Annotated in this window: 17 protein-coding genes; 13 read left to right on the top strand and 4 right to left on the bottom strand. The window is 44.6% G+C overall.

Annotated features, from left to right (window positions below):
• Positions 1 to 173: 173 nt before the first annotated feature.
• Complete coding sequence (locus FAM09_RS25710; protein ID WP_136580037.1) at positions 174 to 1349, bottom strand: acetyl-CoA C-acyltransferase; 1176 nt, start codon at positions 1347 to 1349, stop codon at positions 174 to 176.
• Between the two features lie 370 nt (positions 1350 to 1719).
• On the opposite strand from FAM09_RS25710, the gene FAM09_RS25715 reads away from it, so the two are divergent.
• Together FAM09_RS25715 and FAM09_RS25720 are read left to right on the top strand one after the other, a co-directional pair.
• A complete protein-coding gene (locus FAM09_RS25715; protein ID WP_394347833.1) occupies positions 1720 to 2823 on the top strand; it encodes a quinone-dependent dihydroorotate dehydrogenase in 1104 nt (367 codons plus the stop codon).
• Positions 2824 to 3054: 231 nt separating this feature from the next.
• Positions 3055 to 3843 (top strand): TerC family protein, encoded by a 789-nt coding sequence (locus FAM09_RS25720; RefSeq protein ID WP_136580039.1) that lies wholly within the window; start codon positions 3055 to 3057, stop codon positions 3841 to 3843.
• A 141-nt stretch (positions 3844 to 3984) separates the two neighbouring features.
• On the opposite strand, the gene FAM09_RS25725 is transcribed toward FAM09_RS25720, so the two are convergent.
• Both FAM09_RS25725 and dnaB read right to left on the bottom strand, forming a co-directional pair.
• A complete protein-coding gene (locus tag FAM09_RS25725) occupies positions 3985 to 4698 on the bottom strand; it encodes an RsmE family RNA methyltransferase (RefSeq protein WP_136580040.1) in 714 nt (237 codons plus the stop codon).
• Between the two features lie 150 nt (positions 4699 to 4848).
• Positions 4849 to 6429 (bottom strand): replicative DNA helicase, encoded by a 1581-nt coding sequence (gene dnaB / locus FAM09_RS25730; RefSeq protein WP_136580041.1) that lies wholly within the window; start codon positions 6427 to 6429, stop codon positions 4849 to 4851.
• 719 nt (positions 6430 to 7148) lie between these two features.
• On the opposite strand from dnaB, the gene FAM09_RS25735 reads away from it, so the two are divergent.
• The 3 genes from FAM09_RS25735 to FAM09_RS25745 all read left to right on the top strand — a co-directional run bounded on the left by FAM09_RS25735 (position 7149) and on the right by FAM09_RS25745 (position 10451).
• Complete coding sequence (locus tag FAM09_RS25735; protein WP_136580042.1) at positions 7149 to 7397, top strand: hypothetical protein; 249 nt, start codon at positions 7149 to 7151, stop codon at positions 7395 to 7397.
• A 273-nt stretch (positions 7398 to 7670) separates the two neighbouring features.
• The gene (pheT, locus tag FAM09_RS25740) at positions 7671 to 10103 is read left to right on the top strand and encodes a phenylalanine--tRNA ligase subunit beta (protein ID WP_136580043.1); all 2433 of its coding nucleotides are present in this window, start codon (positions 7671 to 7673) and stop codon (positions 10101 to 10103) included.
• 60 nt (positions 10104 to 10163) lie between these two features.
• Positions 10164 to 10451, top strand: a complete 288-nt coding sequence (locus FAM09_RS25745) for a hypothetical protein (RefSeq protein ID WP_136580044.1) — start codon at positions 10164 to 10166, stop codon at positions 10449 to 10451.
• Between the two features lie 6 nt (positions 10452 to 10457).
• On the opposite strand, the gene FAM09_RS25750 is transcribed toward FAM09_RS25745, so the two are convergent.
• Positions 10458 to 10712 (bottom strand): hypothetical protein, encoded by a 255-nt coding sequence (locus FAM09_RS25750; RefSeq protein WP_136580045.1) that lies wholly within the window; start codon positions 10710 to 10712, stop codon positions 10458 to 10460.
• A 152-nt stretch (positions 10713 to 10864) separates the two neighbouring features.
• Here FAM09_RS25750 and FAM09_RS25755 point away from each other — a divergent pair, with 152 nt between their 5' ends.
• The 8 genes from FAM09_RS25755 to FAM09_RS25790 all read left to right on the top strand — a co-directional run bounded on the left by FAM09_RS25755 (position 10865) and on the right by FAM09_RS25790 (position 21450).
• Positions 10865 to 11155 carry a cell division protein ZapA gene (locus tag FAM09_RS25755; protein WP_136580046.1) on the top strand — a complete coding sequence of 97 codons (291 nt, stop codon included), beginning with the start codon at positions 10865 to 10867 and terminating at the stop codon, positions 11153 to 11155.
• Between the two features lie 430 nt (positions 11156 to 11585).
• Complete coding sequence (rny, locus tag FAM09_RS25760) at positions 11586 to 13151, top strand: ribonuclease Y (RefSeq protein WP_136580047.1); 1566 nt, start codon at positions 11586 to 11588, stop codon at positions 13149 to 13151.
• Positions 13152 to 13242: 91 nt separating this feature from the next.
• A complete protein-coding gene (rplS, locus tag FAM09_RS25765) occupies positions 13243 to 13623 on the top strand; it encodes a 50S ribosomal protein L19 (protein ID WP_136580048.1) in 381 nt (126 codons plus the stop codon).
• Between the two features lie 185 nt (positions 13624 to 13808).
• On the top strand, positions 13809 to 14048 hold the full coding sequence (locus FAM09_RS25770) for a Sec-independent protein translocase subunit TatA/TatB (RefSeq protein WP_243751782.1): 240 nt from the start codon (positions 13809 to 13811) through the stop codon (positions 14046 to 14048).
• A gap of 59 nt (positions 14049 to 14107) precedes the next feature.
• Positions 14108 to 15553: an Asp-tRNA(Asn)/Glu-tRNA(Gln) amidotransferase subunit GatA gene (gatA, locus tag FAM09_RS25775; RefSeq protein WP_136580049.1), complete on the top strand. Its 1446-nt coding sequence runs from the start codon at positions 14108 to 14110 to the stop codon at positions 15551 to 15553.
• 148 nt (positions 15554 to 15701) lie between these two features.
• A complete protein-coding gene (locus tag FAM09_RS25780; RefSeq protein ID WP_166437269.1) occupies positions 15702 to 16787 on the top strand; it encodes a lytic transglycosylase domain-containing protein in 1086 nt (361 codons plus the stop codon).
• 457 nt (positions 16788 to 17244) lie between these two features.
• Entirely contained in the window at positions 17245 to 20925 is a 3681-nt protein-coding gene (locus FAM09_RS25785) for a hypothetical protein (RefSeq protein ID WP_136580051.1), read from the top strand.
• 78 nt (positions 20926 to 21003) lie between these two features.
• Positions 21004 to 21450: a hypothetical protein gene (locus tag FAM09_RS25790; protein WP_136580052.1), complete on the top strand. Its 447-nt coding sequence runs from the start codon at positions 21004 to 21006 to the stop codon at positions 21448 to 21450.

The raw sequence follows: 21450 nt of genomic DNA on the forward strand, positions 1-21450 counted from the left end.
GGCCTTTGACTACTTGAAGACAATCCAATTATGGCAGTGACTAAACAAAAATGCTGCCACTTGATCAAATGGGGATAATTGACGTACATTTTCATTATGCACTCGTACAACTACGAACATAAAAAAAGCCGCCTCTCAATGAGAAGCAGCTTTCTATATAATAACTATTTCTACTAATTAATATTTTCTATAATTCCTGCAATACCCTGCCCACCGCCCACACATGCAGTAACAATACCATACTTCTTGTTCAACCGCTTCATGTCATGCGTAATTTGTATCGTTAACTTACAACCGGTACAACCTAACGGATGTCCCAAAGCAATAGCGCCACCATTTACATTTACGATATCGGGGTTCATTCCCAGTGTACGAATTACTGCCAATGCCTGCGACGCAAATGCTTCGTTCAACTCTACCAGGTCAATCTGACCCAAACTCATCGAAGCTTGTTTCAATACTTTTGGCACAGCTTCCACCGGCCCAATACCCATGATGCGTGGGTTCACCCCTGCTGATGCACAGGCAACCAAACGGGCAATTGGTTTTAACCCCAGTTCATTCACCATTCTTTCACTCATTACAATAACAAAGGCGGCGCCATCACTGGTTTGCGATGAGTTACCTGCTGTTACTGTTCCGTTGGCGGCAAATACCGGTTTCAGTTTATTCAATACATCAATGCTGGTATCTTTCCTGGGCCCTTCATCGGTATCAACTACATAGCTCCTGGTTTTCTTTTTATTCTTTTCATCCAGGTATACCTCTTCAACCGTAATAGGTAAAATGCCATTTTTAAAGTAGCCATTGGTAATAGCATTAATGGCTTTCATGTGCGATTGATAGGAAAACATATCCTGGTCTTCGCGACTCACATTATATTCTTTGGCTACAGCTTCTGCTGTTAAACCCATGCTCAGGTAATAATCGGGTTCATCTTTCGCAATGGAATAAGCAGGTACGGTTTTCCAACCTGCAGTTGGTACCAGGCTCATGCTTTCGGTACCGCCGGCAATAATACATTCAGCCATACCGCTCCGAATTTTCGCAGTAGCGATGGCAATGGTCTCTAACCCTGACGCGCAATACCGGTTTACGGTAGCCCCTGGTGCTTCAAATCCCAAGGCCCTGGCGGCAATTATTCTTCCTACCTGTAAACCCTGCTCTGCTTCCGGCACGGCATTTCCGACAATTACGTCATCTACGCGTTTAGGATCCAGTTGCGGAACAGAAGCCATCAGTCCCCTGATCACATCAACGGCCAGGTCATCGGGCCGGTAAAACCGGAAACCACCCCGTTTTGCTTTTCCTACCGCAGTGCGGTAACCTGCTACTATATACGCTTCCATATATAATGTTTTTTATTACAACTTGGTTGTTTATGCAACTTTCTATGCCAAAGGTAAGGATTGACAGGGGGAAAACAAAATGGTCGTTTCAGGTTTCAGGATGCAGGTTACAGGGTTACAGGATTACAGGTAACTATCTTACGTTATATATGGTTCTGTTACCTTTTTCCTGTTCTATACATACTATGAAGTTAAAAAATCAATGAGTTATGTGTCTTGTACTTGAAAAATGAGCCTGGAAACCGGCAATCTGAAACCTGAAACTTGAAACCTGTAACCTGAAACTAAATTATCTTCGCACCGAATTATGTATAACCTACTTCGCCGTCTGTTGTTTTGCTTTCCGACCGAAACAGTCCATCATTTTTCCATGAATATGATGAAACTGGGCTGTTCTGTGGGTGCTATCCGCAAATCCATTGCTACCCAATTTGCGCCTTCCAATGGTGCATTATCCAGGGAACTGTTTGGCCTTCAATTTAAAAATCCGGTTGGGCTAGCTGCCGGTTTCGACAAAAACGCCTTGTACCTGACCGAACTGGAAGCCCTTGGTTTTGGTTTTGTTGAAATTGGAACCGTAACGCCCAAACCCCAGGCGGGCAATGAAAAACCGCGGTTATTCCGTTTGCCCAAAGACAAAGCCCTCATTAACCGGATGGGCTTTAACAACGACGGCGTAAATGTAGTAGCGCAACGATTAAAAGAATGGAGGGAGAAGCAATTAGCAACCGGCAATCGGCAATTGGCAAGCCGCAATGAGGGAATACCGAATAGCAATCGGCCAGCTCAAACTGAAGACACCCATTCACCATTGACCATTGACCATTCACGATTAATCATCGGCGGTAACATCGGTAAAAATAAAGTTACTCCCAATGAAGATGCCTGGAAGGATTATGAGATCTGCTTTCGTGCACTCTTTGATTGCGTAGATTACTTTGTTGTGAATGTAAGTTCACCCAACACCCCGGGGTTACGGGAATTACAGGAAAAAGATTCGCTTCGCAAGATATTATCCCATTTACAAACCATCAACCAACAGGAAAGCGGTACCGAAACTGACCGCAAACCCAAACCTATATTATTAAAGATCGCACCAGATCTCACGCCTCAACAAATAGATGATGTAATAGACCTGGCCCTGGAAATAAAATTAGATGGCCTGGTTGCCACCAACACCACCATCAGCCGCGAACAATTGCATACTACCGATGCGGAACTACAAGCTATTGGTGCAGGCGGATTAAGCGGTGCCCCTGTACGCCTGCGTTCTACCGAAATTGTAAAATACATTCATCAAAAAACCAACGGTCAAATACCGGTTATTGCATCGGGTGGTATTTTTACGGCTGAAGATGCCAAAGAAAAACTCGCCGCCGGCGCTTCGCTGGTGCAGGTTTGGACCGGCTTCGTATACGAAGGCCCTGCGATCGTAAAGAACATTTGCAGCGGGCTTTCAACCAATAGGCCATAGACAAGTCGCCGGTTACCAGTTACCTGTTTCGGGGATTGGGAACCGGAACGCACTAACAAAATACCAGTCTGAACTATTTTAAATTCCATCTGAAACATTCAGGCCTTGCCTTCTACTAATGATGTACAGGTAAAAATCAGGTACAGGCTCGCCAATTGCTGATCGCTTATTGCCTATTGTCCATTGGCCTTACACCCTTATTTTTGCCCTTCATTTTTATTACCGACCACCATGGAACATTTGTTTACTGTAGATTCTATTATCAGCTTATTAACCCTCACCATACTGGAAATTGTGCTGGGTATCGATAACGTGATCTTCGTCTCCATTTTAATGGGCCGTTTAGATAAGACACAACAATTAAAGGCCCGCCGTGTGTGGATGGTAGCCGGTATTGCCGTTCGTATCTGTTTATTGATGTTAATTGGCTGGCTGGTTAGCAATGACAAAAAAGAATTATTTGGTTTCAACTGGGGGGCTACTCACTACACCTTTAACCTGCGGAATGTGATCATGCTGGCCGGAGGTTTATTCCTGTTATATAAAACCGTAAAAGAAATACATCATAAACTGGAAGGGGATGAAGAAATGTATGAAGGTAATCCCCGGAAAGCTTCCTTTGGAGCTGTAATAGCCCAGATCATTATTATAGATATGGTGTTCTCGTTCGATAGTATCATTACGGCCGTGGGATTGGCCAATCATGTTCCCATCATGATCGTTGCCGTGATCATTGCTATGATCATCATGTTCTTTTTCTCTGATAAAATTGCCGACTTCATACACAAGCACCCTACCCTCAAAATGCTGGCGCTGTCGTTTTTACTAATGGTAGGCTTCAGTTTGTTCTTTGAGGGAGTGAAACCTTTCCACGGTACCGAAATTCATAAAGGCTATATTTATTTTGCCATGGCCTTCTCTTTTGGTGTAGAACTGCTGAACATGAAAATGCGCAAAAAAGCCAAACCAGTTGAATTACACGAACCTATTGTGAAGAAAGAAGAACAAAACACTGTTTAAATACCGGTTTTGGTTTATGGTTTGTTGTTTGTGGTTGTTCCTCTTCAACAGCTTTTTTAATTATTGGCATCCTGCATTGCAGGCTGTATAAATGCGCTAAGCGCTGCTGCAATAAAAGAACCACAAACCATAAACCAAAAACTATAAACTTAAAATTACCGCTGCTACCATGCCGGCCGTTTCAGTGCGCAGGCGGGTATCGCCCAGCGTAACAGGAATGAAATAATGCTCGGTGGCAAAGGCTACTTCTTCGCTGGTAAAATCGCCTTCAGGGCCTATTAAAATAATTTGCGAAGGCAGGGATGTATTCACCTGTGCGGCGAGGGATTGCTTTGAACCGGGTATGCAATGCGCAATAAATTTCTGCGTAATATCAATAACGTCTTCCTGTTTTAGTAGCTGTCCAAACCCTATCGGTTGATGTAATACGGGCAGCCATGCCTGTTGCGACTGCAGCATGGCGCTCACCAGGATGTTTTGCATGCGGTCGAAGCGAAAATGTTGCTTTTCGGTCCTGTCGCAGATCATGGGAATGACCTCGGTAATGCCCAGTTCGGTGGCTTTTTCGAGGAACCACTCAAAGCGGTTGGTATTCTTCAGCAGTGAAATAGCAATACTGGTCTTGCGTGCGGTTTGCGGAATGAATTGTTCATTCAGTACTGTTACGCGGCATCGCTTTTTATGGTCGTCGGTAATGGATGTTAACAACAGAGAACCTTTTCCATCGGTCAAATGCAATTCCTCGCCCTTTTTCATGCGCAATACATTCACCACGTGCTTTGAGGTATCTTCATCAAGCGTTATCTCCGACTGTCCGGCAGCAACATCCGAAATATAAAAAAGCGGCAGATTCATTATTGGTTCTTTGCTGCAAAGTAATGCATATTATGTACCACCCTCCAACAAAAAAGCCCCCGGTGCATCGGGGAGCCTTTTGTAAAGAATTATTACGGTAAGGTATTTCCTTTTTAATTTTTAATTTCTCTGTTCCTCATTTTTCATTTACTAAAACGGGGCCTCGTCATCGTCACCATATGGCATATCGTTCATTTTGCTGCCAGCCTGAATATACAGCTTGGCGCCGCCATCATCACCACCACCCGCGCCGTCAGTAGGCACCGGCTTCCAGCTTCCGCCACCCATACCTAAACCACTGAAATCATCTCCTTCAAATTCGGTGAACTTCTGAATATGCAACAGGGCTTTCAGCTTGATCGTTTCCAAGGAACCATTACGGTGTTTGGCTATACGCACGTGGGTTTCCCCTTTATTGCTTTCTCCCATTTCATTGGAAGTAATATCATAATACTCGGGGCGGTAAATGAACATTACCATGTCGGCATCCTGCTCAATGGCACCCGATTCACGAAGGTCGCTCAACTGCGGCATTTTGTTACCGTCTTTACGGGTTTCAACCGCACGGCTTAACTGCGACAGGGCAATGATGGGTACATGTAATTCCTTCGCCAGCATTTTTAAGTTACGTGAAATAGTACTGATCTCCTGCTCCCGGTTGGTATTCTTACCGTTACCCGCGCCACTCATCAGTTGTAAGTAGTCGATGATGATGAGGCCGATGTTGTGTTTGGCTTTCAAACGCCGGCATTTAGCACGCAACTCAAATACGTTCAGGGCCGCCGTATCGTCAATAAAGATGGGCGCCTGGGCCAGTCTTTGAATACCCTTGGCATACAACTGCTTCATTTCATAATCTTCCATCTTACCGCGCGAGATCTTTTCGAGCCAGACCTCACTTTCGGCGCTCAGAATACGTGTTACCAACTGTGCCGAGCTCATCTCAAGGCTGAAGAATACGATCGGGGTTGGACGAACATTATTCAATGCGGCATTACGCGCCAGGTTTAGGGCGAACGCCGTTTTACCAACAGCAGGGCGGGCAGCCAAAATGATCAGATCAGAACCCTGCCATCCATAGGTCACTTTATCAAGCGAAGGGAAACCGCTTGGAACCCCCGTAATATCTTCGGTTTTGTGGCGCATGTCCTCGATACGTTGTACGGTTTGCACCAGTACGGTATCGATACTGTCGTAGTTCTTCTTCATGTGGTTATTGGTGATCTCGAACAGCTTTGCTTCGGCTTCATCGAGCAGGTCGAACACATCGGCGCTGTCTTCATACGCGTCACCAATAATTTCACCACTGATACGGATCAGCTCGCGTTGAATAAATTTCTGCAGAATGATTTTTGAGTGCGCTTCAATATTGGCAGAAGAAACAACGGAATTCGTTAAACGGGTTACGTAATAGGGTCCTCCCACCATCTCCAGCTCTTCTTTACTGCGCAGTTCTTCCACCACCGTTAAAATATCGATGGGCTGGCTTTTTTGCTGCAGACTTATCATGGAACGGAAAATACGCTGGTGAGCATCTACATAAAAGCACTCGGGTTTCAGTATCTCCACAGCTACGTCAAAGGCGTTTTTCTCGAGCATAATAGCGCCCAAAACCGCTTCTTCCAGGTCTTTAGCCTGGGGCGGAACTTTCCCGTACACCATGGTACTCAGATCAATAGAGCTACGGCGACGTGTTTTTCGGTCTTTGTTGTTCAGATTTGTTAAATCCATCGTTAACGGTCTACAAAAATTTAACCATTGGTTTGATAAAGTTTACAAACAGGATCTCTCAAGGTGCTGAAGTGCTCTGATGCGCGGGGGCCACTTCTAAATTAGTACTGCCAACCAATGACACTCAGGGTTAATAGTAAAGGCTAAGGTTTGTTATGTGAATATTACTGCACTGTTAACGCAATGTTACCTCATTAGGTCAGGACGGCGAATATATACCCCTCCCCCGCCCGGAAAAAAAATTTGCAGTTGTATATTTAATAACAGCAATCCACACATTAATCCACGAAAATACCACACTTATCCACAAGACCAACACAGTATATACACAATTTACAAAAGTTTGCCACCCTTTTGAAAACGAAATTCACACATCCTGTGCGTAAGAATTATGCCCTGAATATTTGGTGAAGAGAACGGGAAAATAAGATGCAAGCTGGATGGGATTTTCCGAAGTTCGCTTAGTGAAAACGCTTATCCATACAGCATTTTCCAGTTAAGGGATAGCTGTAACTGCCTATCGTCGGTTATTTCAGCCACCCGGTAACCCGCAAGTGCGCTCCCTGCCCGCTTTCCAGCATATTTATGAACCAATGGCATAAAATTGGCGTATACATTTACAAGGAAAAGAAATATAAATCGTCAAACAAAAAGATGTTAATCGAATATTAAAATTACCCAGAGTACCGTAAATTAGATTCTTTAATTCAATTCCGACCATGCGCGTATACCAGTTGCGGCATTATGAAGTCATGATGCCTGAAGAAAATAGCAAAGAAGCACAGCACCTGCTGTACTACGAACGGCTTTGTTATGACCTGCTCACTGCCCATGCTATTAGTTTTTCGCACGCTGTGGAAGTGGTTAAACTGAAAGCTGGTCGCGTTGAACAACGCCCCGGTAAGATCCATCGCATCTTAAGCGCCGCCGAAATACCACCATTCTGCTTTATTGTTTGTAAAAACTGAACTTATTGTTCATTGCAGATTGAATATTGTTGCGCAAATGTCAACTTTTCTCCAAAAGTGTCATCCTGCCCTTATTGCCAATTGCCCTCTCCAGAACCAGCAACTTCCACTACTTCAGTTTCATTCCTCTTTTGGTTTTACCTTTTCTCCCACCCTGCAACCTGAAACCTGTAACCTGGATCTCCCCGGCAGGGCCGGAAACTGGCAACCGGTAACCGCTCAATACCTATCTTTGCACCCATCATTGAACTATTTAAAATCATATACTGATTCATGACTATTTCCTATAACTGGCTTCACGATTATTTGCCGGTAACCATTGAACCCGAGCGGCTTAGTAAATTATTGACCTCTGTTGGACTGGAAGTGGAAAGCCTTGAGAAATATGAGAGCCTGAAAGGTGGGTTAAAAGGGCTGGTGATCGGTGAAGTGCTGGCTGCTGAAAAACATCCGAATGCTGATAAATTAACCGTTACCAAAGTAAATATTGGTTCAGGCGAACCGCTGCAAATTGTTTGCGGTGCGCCAAACGTGGCTGCCGGTCAAAAAGTAGTGGTGGCTACCGTTGGCACCACCATCTATCCCCAAAAGGGCGATCCGCTTACAATGAAAATTGCCAAGATCCGCAGCGTTGAGAGCTATGGAATGATCTGCGCCGAAGATGAGATCGGCCTTAGCGACGACCATGCCGGCATACTGGTATTACCTGCCGATGTAAAAGTGGGCACGCCCGCTGCAGAATATTTCAAACCATATACCGACTGGATCTATGAAATTGGGCTTACCCCCAACCGCATGGATGCTATGAGTCACCGTGGTGTGGCCCGGGATGTGTGTGCTTATTTATCTTACCACGATAACAAGGACCTCACCGTAGTAGCGCCGCCGATCGGTAATTTTAAAGTTGACAATAATTCACTCCCCATTTCAGTTACCATCGAAAATACCAATGCCTGCCAGCGCTATGCCGGCGTAAGCATTGCCAATGTTACGGTAAAAGAAAGTCCGCAATGGCTGCAGGATAAACTGCGGGCTATTGGTCAGCGGCCTATCAATAATATAGTAGACATCACCAATTTTATACTGCACGAAACCGGTCAACCGTTGCATGCATTTGACGCCAATGCCATTTCCGGTAAAAAAGTGCTGGTGAAAAATCTGTCCGAAGGCACGCCCTTCGTTACCCTCGACGAAAAAGAAAGAAAGCTCAGCGCCGAAGACCTGATGATCTGTAACGGCAACAGTGAAGGCATGTGTATTGCCGGTGTTTTTGGCGGCCGGCACAGCGGGGTAACCAATAACACTAAAAACATCTTTCTTGAAAGCGCCTGGTTCAACCCGGTGGATATCCGAAAAACGTCTTTCCGCCATGGCCTGCGTACCGATGCAGCTACCCGTTTCGAAAAAAATATCGACATCAGCAATACCGTAAACGTATTGAAGCGGGCCGCCCTCCTTATTAAAGAGCTGGCCGGTGGTGAAATTGCTTCGGAAGTAGTAGATGTATATCCTACACCAGCTCAAAAATCGCAGGTGCAATTGAAATATCCCTTCCTGCGCAAGCTGAGCGGAAAGAATTATCCGGCCGATTCGGTGAAAAAGATCCTGATCGCCCTGGGCTTCGATATTGTAAAAGAAAGTGCAGACGACATTCTGGTTGCAGCGCCTTTAAGCAAACCCGATATTTACCTGCCGGCCGACCTGGTAGAAGAGATCATGCGTATAGACGGGCTCGATAATGTTGAGATCCCTCAGGCAATCACCATTTCTCCTTCTGTTGAAACAGATCGCAACAAACATATTTACCTCGAAAAAACAGCCAACTACCTGGTAGGTGTAGGTTTCAATGAGATTTTTACCAATTCCATTACCAATGCGGCTTATTTCGACGACAATGAGTTGAGCACTGCTGTAAAACTGTTGAACAACCTCAGCGCTGATCATAATATTATGCGTCCTTCCATGCTGCAAACCGGACTGGAAGCCATAGCGCATAACCTCAACCGCAAAAACAACGACCTGCGCTTTTTTGAATTTGGTAAAACCTACAGTACATCAGGATCAGGCAAATACAACGAACACGAACACGTATGCCTGTATATTACCGGCCAGGTACAGGAAGATGCCTGGAAAGGGAAAGGAACGGCCGCAGATATCTTTTATCTGAAAGGCATCGTGGCAAGAATATTGCAATTAACTGGCATCTCTAAAGCCACCTTCGCCCCGTTAACAGAAGGAGGTAATATGGTAAATGCCTTACAGATAACTATTAATAAAGATGTGATTGCCCGGCTGGGCCAGGTGAAGCCACAGGAATTGAAGCGTTTTGATATAAAGCAACCGGTATTTTATGCCGATCTGGACTTTGAGTTAATGCTGAAATACATTTCCGCCACCTCTATAAAAGCAAAAGAACTACCGCGCCAATTGCCTGTACGTCGCGACCTGGCTATGGTAGTGCCTAAATCCCTTCCCTTTGCTGACGTTGAAAGCACAGTGAAAAAGGTAAAACTCGACAAGTTACAGTCAATACAACTGTTCGATATTTTTGAAAGTGAAAAGCTGGGCGCCGATAAAAAATCGCTCGCTGTAAGCTTTACTTTCCTCGATGAGGAAAAAACCCCCACCGATAAAGATATTGACGGTATGATGAATAAAATTATGAATGCCCTGGAAACAACATTACAGGCAGAGATCAGGAAATGATCCAAGTTTGTTATGTCACCCGGTAGCTATCGGGAATAAAACCAGGCAAAAATTTGTTCAATGGAGGGATTACAGGAACAACTGAAACGCATCACAGACAAATTGCAGCAGGTGGTACAACGCTATCATTTGCTGCAAAAAGAACATGAGCAATTGAGCAGGGAAGTGGTGGCGTTACGTGATAAGGAAAAAACCCGGTTGATACGTATTGACGAGCTGGAAATGAAAATGACGGCATTACAAACCGTTACCGGTCAATTGAATGAAACGGAAAAGAAAGATGTGGAAAAAAGAATTAACCGTTACATCCGGGAAATCGACCGGTGTATTGCCTTATTAAGCGAGTAAGTTCGTTCAAACCCGTTTTACGAGACGCATTTTCATTTCATCTTCGCCCTGGGAAAGCTCAAGGGTGTAAACGCCGTAAGGCAGATCATTCAAGCCTTTCCAGGTAACTGTTTTATCGCCTTGTGGAATGTTTGTTTCGAGCCGGCTGCATTCGTAGCCCCGTTCATCACGTAAAATGGCTTTGAGACTGGATTGAATGGGCGCGATCAACTCCAGTGTCAGCGCGTCAATGAAGACGTTCGACCTAAGTTTAGCGAACATGTTAATCGTTTGGTTTTGGTGAGTAATCATAGAATACGAAAATTTGAATTTTGAACCATCCAAAACGATCCCTTGTAGCCCAGAAGTAAATGTATCCCTGTGTGTAATGTGTGTGGATAAAAATAGAACAAGCTTTTCAAACTTGCAAGCTCATGGAAGAATTAATTCCCATAAATGTTTTGATCGGCGATAGAACCTACCGTATTCGGATCGCCCCTTCCGACGAAGAAGTAGTACGGAAGACACTTAAGCTGATAAATGATAAAATTCTGGAATTTAAAACCAACTTCGCCGGCAAGGATATGCAGGACTATGTGGCCATGGTAGTATTATGGTATGCCACCCAGCAAAAAGCCGCAGACAGCCAGCCTCTCATCGATAACCAGACGGGAGAGCAGTTGACGGGAATTGAGAAGTTGTTAGATAGAATTCTACTGGATTGAGGGCTTGAATTTGTTACCGGTTACCAGTTTCCGGTTACCGGGGGTACAGGTTTCAGGAAAGGGCTTGAATTTGTTACCAGTTACCAGTTTCTGGTTACCGGGCATTAAATCCGGGAACTTCATTATTTTCTGGCAACCCGAACTGAGAACAAGGACCGGGAACCTAACCGGTTTTTCCTCGTAACCGGCAACCGGCAACTGACTCCCTTGCAACCTGAAACTGAACCTACCCCCCCAAACAAACATAACCTTAAAAAAGACGCACTAACAAATTCCCTGTTTTCCCCATCTACAAATAACTGACTTCAAAATGCTTGCGGTGCCGCTACCTCTTTTTTTGTATTTTCGCACATTCACATCTCACTATGGTAAAATTGCGACACATAGAGAGGGAAAGATAATGTAGATTTTTCTAAACATGTAAAACACAATGGATCAGAGTATGTTAACCGCTATAATAGGATTAGTGGCGCTACTGGCAGGTATAGTAGCGGGCAAATTCATATTTGCCAAAAACACTAAGCAAAAAGTAGACGAGGCCGAAACCCAGGCCCGTAAAATCGTTGCCGATGCACAAACGAATGCCGAAACCATTAAACAACAAAAACAGCTCGAAGCAAAAGAGAAGTTCCTGGCCCTGAGAGCCGAGCACGACAAGGAAGTATTGGAGCGTAACCGCAAGTTGAGTGAAACTGAAAACCGGGCCCGTCAAAAAGAACAGTCCATTAACCAGAAGGCCGACCAACTGGATAAACAGATCAAGGAAAACGAAGCAATAAAAGATAACCTGAACCGGCAGATCGAAGTAGTGAACCTGAAGCGTACCGAGCTCGAAAAACACCAGGAAGAACACATTCGCCGCCTTGAAAAAATTGCAGGTTTAACTGCAGATGAAGCCAAGAAACAACTGATCGAAAGCCTTAAGCAGGAAGCCCACACCCAGGCACTGGCCTTACAGCAGGAAATTGTAGACGACGCCCGCCAGAAAGCCAACAAGGAAGCCCGCAAGATCATCATTCAAACCATTCAGCGTACCGCCGCTGAACAGGCCATTGAAAACTCCATCACTGTATTCAACCTCGAAAGCGATGAAATAAAAGGCCAGATCATTGGTCGTGAAGGCCGTAACATCAGGGCTATTGAAGCCGCTACCGGTGTTGACCTCATCGTTGACGATACCCCGGAAGCCATCATCCTTTCTTCTTTCGATCCCCTGCGTCGCGAAATTGCCCGGTTAAGCTTACAACGACTGGTAGCCGATGGCCGTATACACCCGGCCCGTATCGAAGAAGTTGTAGAGAAAACCCGCCGCCAGATCGAAGAACAGGTAATAGAAATAGGCGAACGTACCGTAATAGAATTAGGGATCCATGGCTTACATAAAGAACTGGTTCGTATCGTAGGTAAAATGCGTTTCCGTTCTTCTTATGGCCAAAACCTGTTGATGCACAGCCGTGAGGTGGCCAACCTGTGCGGTATTATGGCTGCCGAGCTGGGCCTTAATCCCAAACTGGCCAAACGCGCCGGCTTGTTACACGATATTGGTAAGGTGCCCGATGAAGAATCTGAACTGAGCCACGCCCTGCTGGGAGCCAAGCTGGCTGAAAAATATGGTGAGAACCCGGCCGTAGTAAATGCGATCGGCGCCCACCACGATGAAATGGAAATGCAATACGTGATCTCTCCCATTGTTCAGGCTTGCGACGCCATCAGCGGCGCCCGTCCTGGCGCCCGCAGGGAGATCATGCAACAATACTTACAGCGTATCAAGGAGTTGGAAAACCTGGCATTGTCGTACCAGGGTGTTGAGAAAGCCTACGCCATCCAGGCTGGACGCGAGTTACGGGTAATTGTAGAAGCAGAGAAAGTAACAGACAATGATTCTGATAAACTTTCGTTTGATATTGCGCAGAAGATCCAGACCGAAATGACCTACCCCGGCCAGATCAAAGTAACCGTGATCAGAGAAAAACGGGCGGTAAACGTGGCGAAATAGAAAAAAATACAGTAAAATCGGGTGGTTTAGGAAATTAAAAATCAGAAATTGGAATTTTTCATTACCTTTGCCTCCCCAAAATTTGAATGTCATGAATGCAGCAGTTCAATTTGTACATGAGCAGTTGACAGGAAAAAAAGAGTTCCCGAAGTTTAAAGCGGGTGACAATATAACTGTAAACTATAAAATTATCGAAGGTGGTAAAGAGCGTATCCAAAGTTTCCGTGGCGATGTTATCAAACGCCAGGGACAAGGCGGTACAGCAACCTTTACTGTACGTAAAATCTCCGATAGTGTAGGTGTTGAAAGAACGTTCCCTATATATTCACCCAATATTGAATCTATTGAGTTGAATAAAACAGGTCGTGTTCGTCGTGCAAAACTTTACTTCCTGCGTCAACGCAGTGGTAAAAGTGCAAGGATCAAAGAAAAACGCGTCAACACAGCAGCAACTGCTGCAGTGGCTCAATAACCACTTGTACATAAAACTATTTAAAGCGGGATCAATAGGTTCCGCTTTTTTATTACCCGCATATGTTAAGTACCGGCAAAAAGGCCTTTTTAACCGATGGGTTCATGTAATTTGCGCCACATTTATGCGTTTTACATTCGTAAAAGAGCGTACTTTTGTATTTCTAACTATTAAAAAGCTTTATCATGTTACTTAGTATTAATAACCTGTTGTTCATCTCAATGCCTGGCGGTAGCGAGTGGTTGCTGATTGTATTGGCAGTGTTGGTATTGTTTGGTGGACGTAAAATACCTGAGTTCATGCGTGGTATTGGCCGTGGTATCCGTGAGTTTAACGATGCCAAGAACAATGTAAAGAAAGAAATTGAAGACGGCATTAGTGAGAAGGATACTAAACAGGCTTCTTCTACTACTTCAGCTCGCTAATTAGACATTACATACTAATTTTCTGTAACCGTTTTGTATTTCAAAGCCGGTAACAACCTTTGTATAAGTATCACTCAATAAAACAATACCACCAGGACCTGCTTACCGGCACAATATCATGTGTTGATGCGGTTCAGCACTACCTGCAGCAGATCGATGCGCGCAAGCACCTGAATGCGTATGTACAAACGTATGCAGAAGAAGCGCTGCAACGGGCCGCTGACCTCGATGCCAACCGCAAAGCCGGGAAACCTACAGGCAAACTCCACGGTGTTGTAATAGCCATTAAGGATGTAATTGCCTATAAAGACCACCCGCTTACCGCCGCCTCTAAGATCCTGGAAGGGTTCAAACCCGTTTTTAATGCAACCGCTGTTGAAAGATTACTGGCTGAAGAAGCCATTATCATAGGACATACCAACTGCGATGAATTTGCCATGGGCTCTACCAATGAAAATTCATCGTATGGCAAAGTGCTGAACGCGCTGGACGAGACCCGGGTGCCCGGTGGTTCTTCCGGAGGTTCGGCTGTTGCCGTTCAGGCCGACCTGTGTATGGTAAGCCTCGGTAGCGATACCGGCGGTTCCGTACGACAGCCGGCCGATTTCTGTGGCGTAGTGGGCCTTAAACCCACTTATGGCCGTATTTCGCGGCACGGGCTTATTGCCTATGCTTCTTCCTTCGATCAAATAGGCATTTTTGCCAACAATGTGCCCGACGTAGCCCTGGTGCTGGAAGTAATTGCCGGCCCCGATGACTTCGATAGCACAGGCGCACAGCAAAAGGTAGATGCGTACAGCAATCTTACCCCATTGCCTTCCAAACCACTCCGGATCGCGTATTTCAAAGAAGCCCTGGAAAGCCCGGCGCTCGATAAAGAGATTGGCGAATCGATCCTGGAGTTCACGAAAAAATTGCAGGCCGAAGGCCATACCGTAGAACCTGTAGATTTTGAATACCTCGATTTCATTGTTCCCGCCTACTATATTTTAACCACCGCAGAAGCCTCCTCTAACCTCTCCCGGTACGATGGGGTGAAATATGGACACCGGAATGTTGGTAAAAACATTTCTTTAACAGATTTTTATTGTGCCAGCCGGTCAGAAGGTTTTGGCTGGGAGGTAAAAAGACGCATCATGCTGGGAACCTTCGTTTTAAGCGCGGGATACTACGATGCGTATTTTACCAAAGCCCAACAGGTGCGCAAGTTGTTGGTTGACAAGATTAACCTGATCTTCAACCAGTTCGACGCCATCCTGCTGCCTACCGCCCCCTCTACCGCATTTACTATTGGCGAAAAGACCGAAGACCCTATTTCCATGTACCTGGCTGACATTTTTACAGTTTTTTCGAACCTAACCGGTATTCCCACCATCTCCATCCCGCTTTTTTGGCATAGTAATGGTATGCCCTATGGGGTGCAGATTATGACAAACCAATTTTCCGAGTTATATTTGCTCCAGCTATCCCAACAGTGGATGCAACAGTTCAGACATGCCGGCTAATGAAAAGCCTAAACCCCTTCGACCCCCGGCAATACAATAAGGAACTGTTTCTCCAATCCTAGAGAAAACTTCAATCCGTTTCATCCTGTGTAAACATTCACTCAATCCATACCGCCGGGTCGATCATTATTGGCTTTAAACGACGATGATGAAACGAAAACTTTTTATTTCGGGTATTTTAGGCCTGGGCGTGTTATGCATGGCATACAGTACTGACCACGGAATAGCAATCAACCCTAATGGGAAAAAGCTTAACAAAATTGTTCTTTCGCAACAATTCGAATTCCCTGGAAAAGTAGTAAATGACTCCGCAGACCCCCAGGAAGAAGATTTAACCCATGCGTTCGAATTGGGTTACAATGCCTCCAATGGCATCCGTTTAAATCCCCGCGCTATTCAATTTGTGCAGGATTATATGGAAAAAAATGGCGAAGACCTTCGTAAAATGAAGGGCTGGGCCAAACCATACTTCAATATGATGGATGGTGTATTGAAGAAATACGGACTTCCTTCAGAATTAAAATATCTGGCAGTTATTGAATCTGAATTAAAGTCAACCGCTACCTCCTGGGCTGGCGCCGTTGGTCCATGGCAATTAATGCCGCAAACCGCACGCGATCTGGGCTTGAAGGTTAACCGCAGCGTTGACGAACGTAAGAATTATACTAAGAGTACGCATGCGGCCGCCTTATACCTCCGCGACCTGTACCGGGAGTTCAACGACTGGTTACTGGTGATCGCGGCCTACAATGGCGGGCCCGCCAACGTATACAGCGCTATTAAAAAGAGCCAGGGCAGCCGTAATTTCTGGAAGCTGCAATATTATTTACCGGCCGAAACCCGCATGCACGTAAAGAAGTTCATTGGCACCCATTATATCTTTGAAGGGCAGGGCAGCGTAACCACCTTAACCAAGGCTGAGGTTACCGAGCAATTGGGCGTTACTGCCACCTACCTCATCAATCGCCGGTTAACCACCGCCGAACTGAGTGGTGCTAAAAGCATGGAAGTATCGGGCAAGTATTATTCAGCCGCCATTGTAAAGAATATTATGATGGATGCAACTGAGTTCAACCGGTACAATCCCGATTTTGATGCCATCATGGCCAGCAATAACAACGCCTACGAAATGAAATTGCCAGCCGATAAAATGGATCTTTTCGTAGCCAATAAATATATTATTCTCAACGAGAGCGTACAGATGTTGTTAAACGGCGCTACTGTGATCAAGTAATCCTTCGAATCCGCTCAGGACGTTATTCAGAAAGCCATCCGCCAGCCGGATGGCTTTTGTTTTTTATTTGGAGCTCCCGCTTTATCCCATTGTGTTTTTTTATTACGCGTCTTTCACACACTTATCAGCTAAATCAACACGTCTATTGGCAAAACTGCACGTTTACCAAATAGGTGCTATAAATAATTTAGTTAATAAATTATGTTATTAACTTCAATAGTTAACCAGAATAACACCCTTAAACGCTTCCAATGAGAATACAAACAATCAATGACCCATATTGGGTTGTGGCTACTTCATTTCACATAAACTTCTGCAACACTTTCTTACTGTTAAAACAAAGGAAGTAAGCAACTCCATTTTACCACTTTAGTATTTACTGGCTTATCAAACATAAACCGAAAGCAACAGCTCTCAGGTAAAGGGCTATGCTTTGTAAAATTCAAATTCAAACTGTATGAAAGTAAAAATGGCCTGTTACTTACTGTTGAATGTATTGCTGCATTTAACAACTTATGGCCGGCAGCAACAGCAAAAACAACAACAGCAGCAGGACGTAACGCCTGTTTCACCGGAAGCAGCCGCATTAGCAAAGATGGTTAACTACCCGGTAAACCTGAATACAGGTGTTCCGGATATTTCCATCCCGCTTTACACTATTGAAACCGGCGGCATGGCCCTCCCTGTTACACTTCAATACCATGCAGGCGGGTTTAACATCAACGAACATTCTACCAGGGCCGGATTAGGCTGGTCGTTAAGCTGTGACCTGCAGATCACGAGGACCGTAAACGGACTGGATGATTTTGATTACCGCGGCTATCTTCAAAACAGTGACATTAAAAGTCATAACCCAGCCAACAATGCCACTTATTATCCCCTGGGGCCCGCCAACTGGCAACATGCTTACCGGTTTTCGGCAGGTGAACTGGATGGCATGCCCGATAAATATTATTACAAACTGTTAAACAAATCGGGTTCATTTTACTTCAGAAAAAATGATGCAGGTACCGGATATACGATCGCACCGGTTCCCTATGATAATATCCAGATCACCTTTGCTAACCACGTTTTTACCATTATAGATACCGATGGCACCACGTATATTTTCGGCGCTTCGGGCAATACTCCCGATGGAAGCCTAGCTCCGGTATACAGGGAATCATCAGGTACGGCGTTCACAACCTGGAAATGCAGGTATGTAACGAATCCAACCAACACGGAAACCATTTCTTTTACATACCAGGATAAGCCAACGGAAACGTTTGGTTCATGGAATGAATCTATTGAATATTACACTAAACCCAGCGCCCCCTCATGCCTCGATGCGTATGTTACGCAACCCCAGGTAGAGGCCGCTCATCCGGGATCATATTCTTACGAACAATTGCTTATTTTTTATCCTTTTCATCGGCTGTCGTCGCCCAAATACATAGAAAACTTTCCCGACAAACAACCCGTTTTTCATCTTCCGTATGTTCAGCATGATGGAAATGGCAACAGAGTTATTCAGGATAAAACCTTTCCCATAACAAGCGGCTCTAACAATAGTTCCGGTGCTGCCGTGCACGGTATTGCTTTATCAAAAATTGAGTTTAACGGAGGCAGTGTTGAATTTACAGGAACCGACAGACTAACCAGTATTCAGGTAAAAAGCATTGATCAATCCGTATTACGTTCATTTGCTTTTTATCATTCTGTTACTGGCAACCTCATTCCCGGCAACCGTCCTACTTTATACCTTGATTCTCTGCATGCGATAAACAATAGTGGAGAAGCAATTGAGCGCTATTATTTATTATATAAAAACAAACTCCCTTTCGGAAGCATACTGGTTGGAAAAGATGCGTGGGGGTTTGCCAATGCTTTTACCAACTACTGGGGGAATGAATATGACTTTACAGCACCCGGATCATCTATCCCTAATCAGCAGATCACCCATCCCTTTTACTTCAATTGCCAGACTTCAGACCCCAACGTGACATTTTCTATAGGTAATACAATAAATACCGAGCTGGTTGATCAGGAAGGTTCTCAGCGCGGCATATTGAAACGTATCGTTTACCCGACAGGCGGGTATGCAGATTTCGATTTTGAATCTAACAAATATAAAGAACCATCCACCGTCAATACAATGTGCATACAAATGAGCGGTGGCCTGCGCATACGCGCAATTACATACTATGATGGAAAATCATTACTGCCGGCGAGCCAAAAACATTACAGGTATGGAGAGTTTGAAGATGGCCTGGGGCTGGTAGTAGACGCCCCTCCAAAGACCTTCGATGGCACCGCCTTCAAATACAACGCCTATTCATATCAACAGGATGTAGCTTATGTACAATCCCGTGCCGGCATCAACCCAGCCTGCGCATCAGGGAACGACGCAACACCAAGCTGCCTGAGTTTGGAGTTCAAGGAAGTAAAGACGACCTATCTTCCTGCATCAGCGGGCAACTATACTTATCCGCATGGCGCACCGATCTATTATACAAAAGTAACCGAGTACAACAGCGACCTGGGAAAGGAAACAGGGAAAACAGTGCATACTTTTTATCCCCCGTTTCACTTTACAAATAATTTCCCCTCAAAAATATACGGAACCAATATCGATTATATGCGTCCCGACGGGTTGATGGGCAAGCAAAAGCTGCTTGAGGAGTACAAATTTGTTAATGGCCGCTATGCCCTGGTACACAGCAAGGAGTTTATGTATACAAAATACAGCCAGCCTGCTCAGGTAAAAGTGATATACTCGTATAACAATACCGACGTACGAATTGTGAGCGGTAGTTATTCAGGAATGCAGGAAGGACTCTATAATCCCGACCTTGGTTTTGCGGGAAATTTTACTACAGGACAATACGGAATTGAAGTAGGTACACTGTTGCTGTCAAATGAAACAGAAAAGTGGGTCAGTGAAGCGGGTACGCTTACACAAACTGTAGGCTACTCGTATAATTCACCCTATTTGCAGCTTTCAGCAATCGAAACAACCAAGAGCGATGGCACCACTATCCTACGAAACTTAAAACATTGTAACGACTTTTCCAGCCAACCTGTTTATGCACAAATGTTGAGCAGGAACATGATCAGCCAGGTAATAGAAGAACAGGAAATAGGGAACACCGGATCATTAACTACCAGCAGAACAAACTATGATGTATTTCACAATAGTTTTATTGCCCCCAAATCGGTTGAAAAATCTTTTGGCAATGGGCCATTTAAAACAACCGTGCAGTATGATTTGTACGACAATAAAGCAAACCTGCTGCAGAGTACAGCCCAAAATGGCATTGTAACCTCGTACATATGGGGCTATAATTACAAGTACGTGCTGGCTAAAATAGCCGGCTTGGGATACGCTCAGGCAACTGCAACTATCGATGTAGCTACTCTGAATACTGTAACCAACGAAGCCCAGCTAAGAACCACATTCAATAATTTACGAACCAGTCACCCGTCTGCCTTCATTACCTCGTTTACGTACAAGCCACTAACAGGTATAAGCAGCACCAGTGATCCTTTGGGTTTAACCAGCTACTTTCAATATGATGGAGCGGGTCGCCTTTCTGTTGTTAAAGACAATAACAACCAGATAGTAAAAACATACCGGTATAACATGATGAACAGGTTATCGCCTGCTGCGGGGTATTTACAACCTACCCTCATCAACGATATGGAATCGTACAACAAGACAAGGCCTGATAATACTAAATTCATTTATAATTTTACAATACCCCGCGGAAGTGCCCCCTACGATCAGGAAGGCCAGAATTATGTGCCGGACGAAAAGGATGGAATCAGTGAAGCAAACGTTCTGATACAGCTATTAGGGAGGTTTGATCCGGCAAAAGTTTCCGGTCTTCATCTCGACTTATTAAAAAATGGTTCACTAGTATATACCAAGAGGTTTAAAGCAAGCAACGATTATACACCAATTGAGTTCTATATTCCACACGGTGAATACCAGGTGAATTTACGGCTCGACGACAACTTCCAGAACGTTATACTAAACAATCACTTTTATTCACCAGCGGGTGCTAATCAGCCTGAAAACCAATTTATGATAAACGGCCCCGTTACTATCAATTTCGTTCCGGGTATAACCTACAGCATAACGTCATTCGATTATTAGCGCATTGTGTTTTCCCGCACACCATATCATTAAACAAGTGATTAACGGCTGTAATAAGCAGTCAATTAAAAAAATTATATGTTTTATCAATTGTTCATTCAAATAAAGACCTGGCGATGTTCAGTGTTTTTCATATTATGTATCGGCCTGCTGATAAGCAATGCTAATGGTCAAACCAAAGGCAAACTTCTTACGCCAAGTAATATAGTTCAAAAAATTGCTTTTGTAGACCATTCGCGCCTGCGTTCTGAATACACCGAGCTGCAAACGGCAAAAGACACTGTACAACGGGAATGGAAGACGCTGCAGCAACAGAACAGACTTACGGAAGAAGATAAGAAAGCGTGGCATACAAAAAAAGCCGTTGCCCTTCAGCAATATGAGCTGAAAATTATTGCTGCCATAAGATACGTTGCTTCCAGGGGCGGCTTTACAGATGTTAAACCGATACCTAAAGACAGTACTGCCCAAACAGGGATTGATATTACTAATCTCATCCTTCAAAAGTTGAATTCAAAAAACTAA

Origin of the sequence: Niastella caeni, assembly GCF_004834005.1 — a bacterium.
Taxonomy (GTDB): Bacteria; Bacteroidota; Bacteroidia; order Chitinophagales; family Chitinophagaceae; genus Niastella; species Niastella caeni.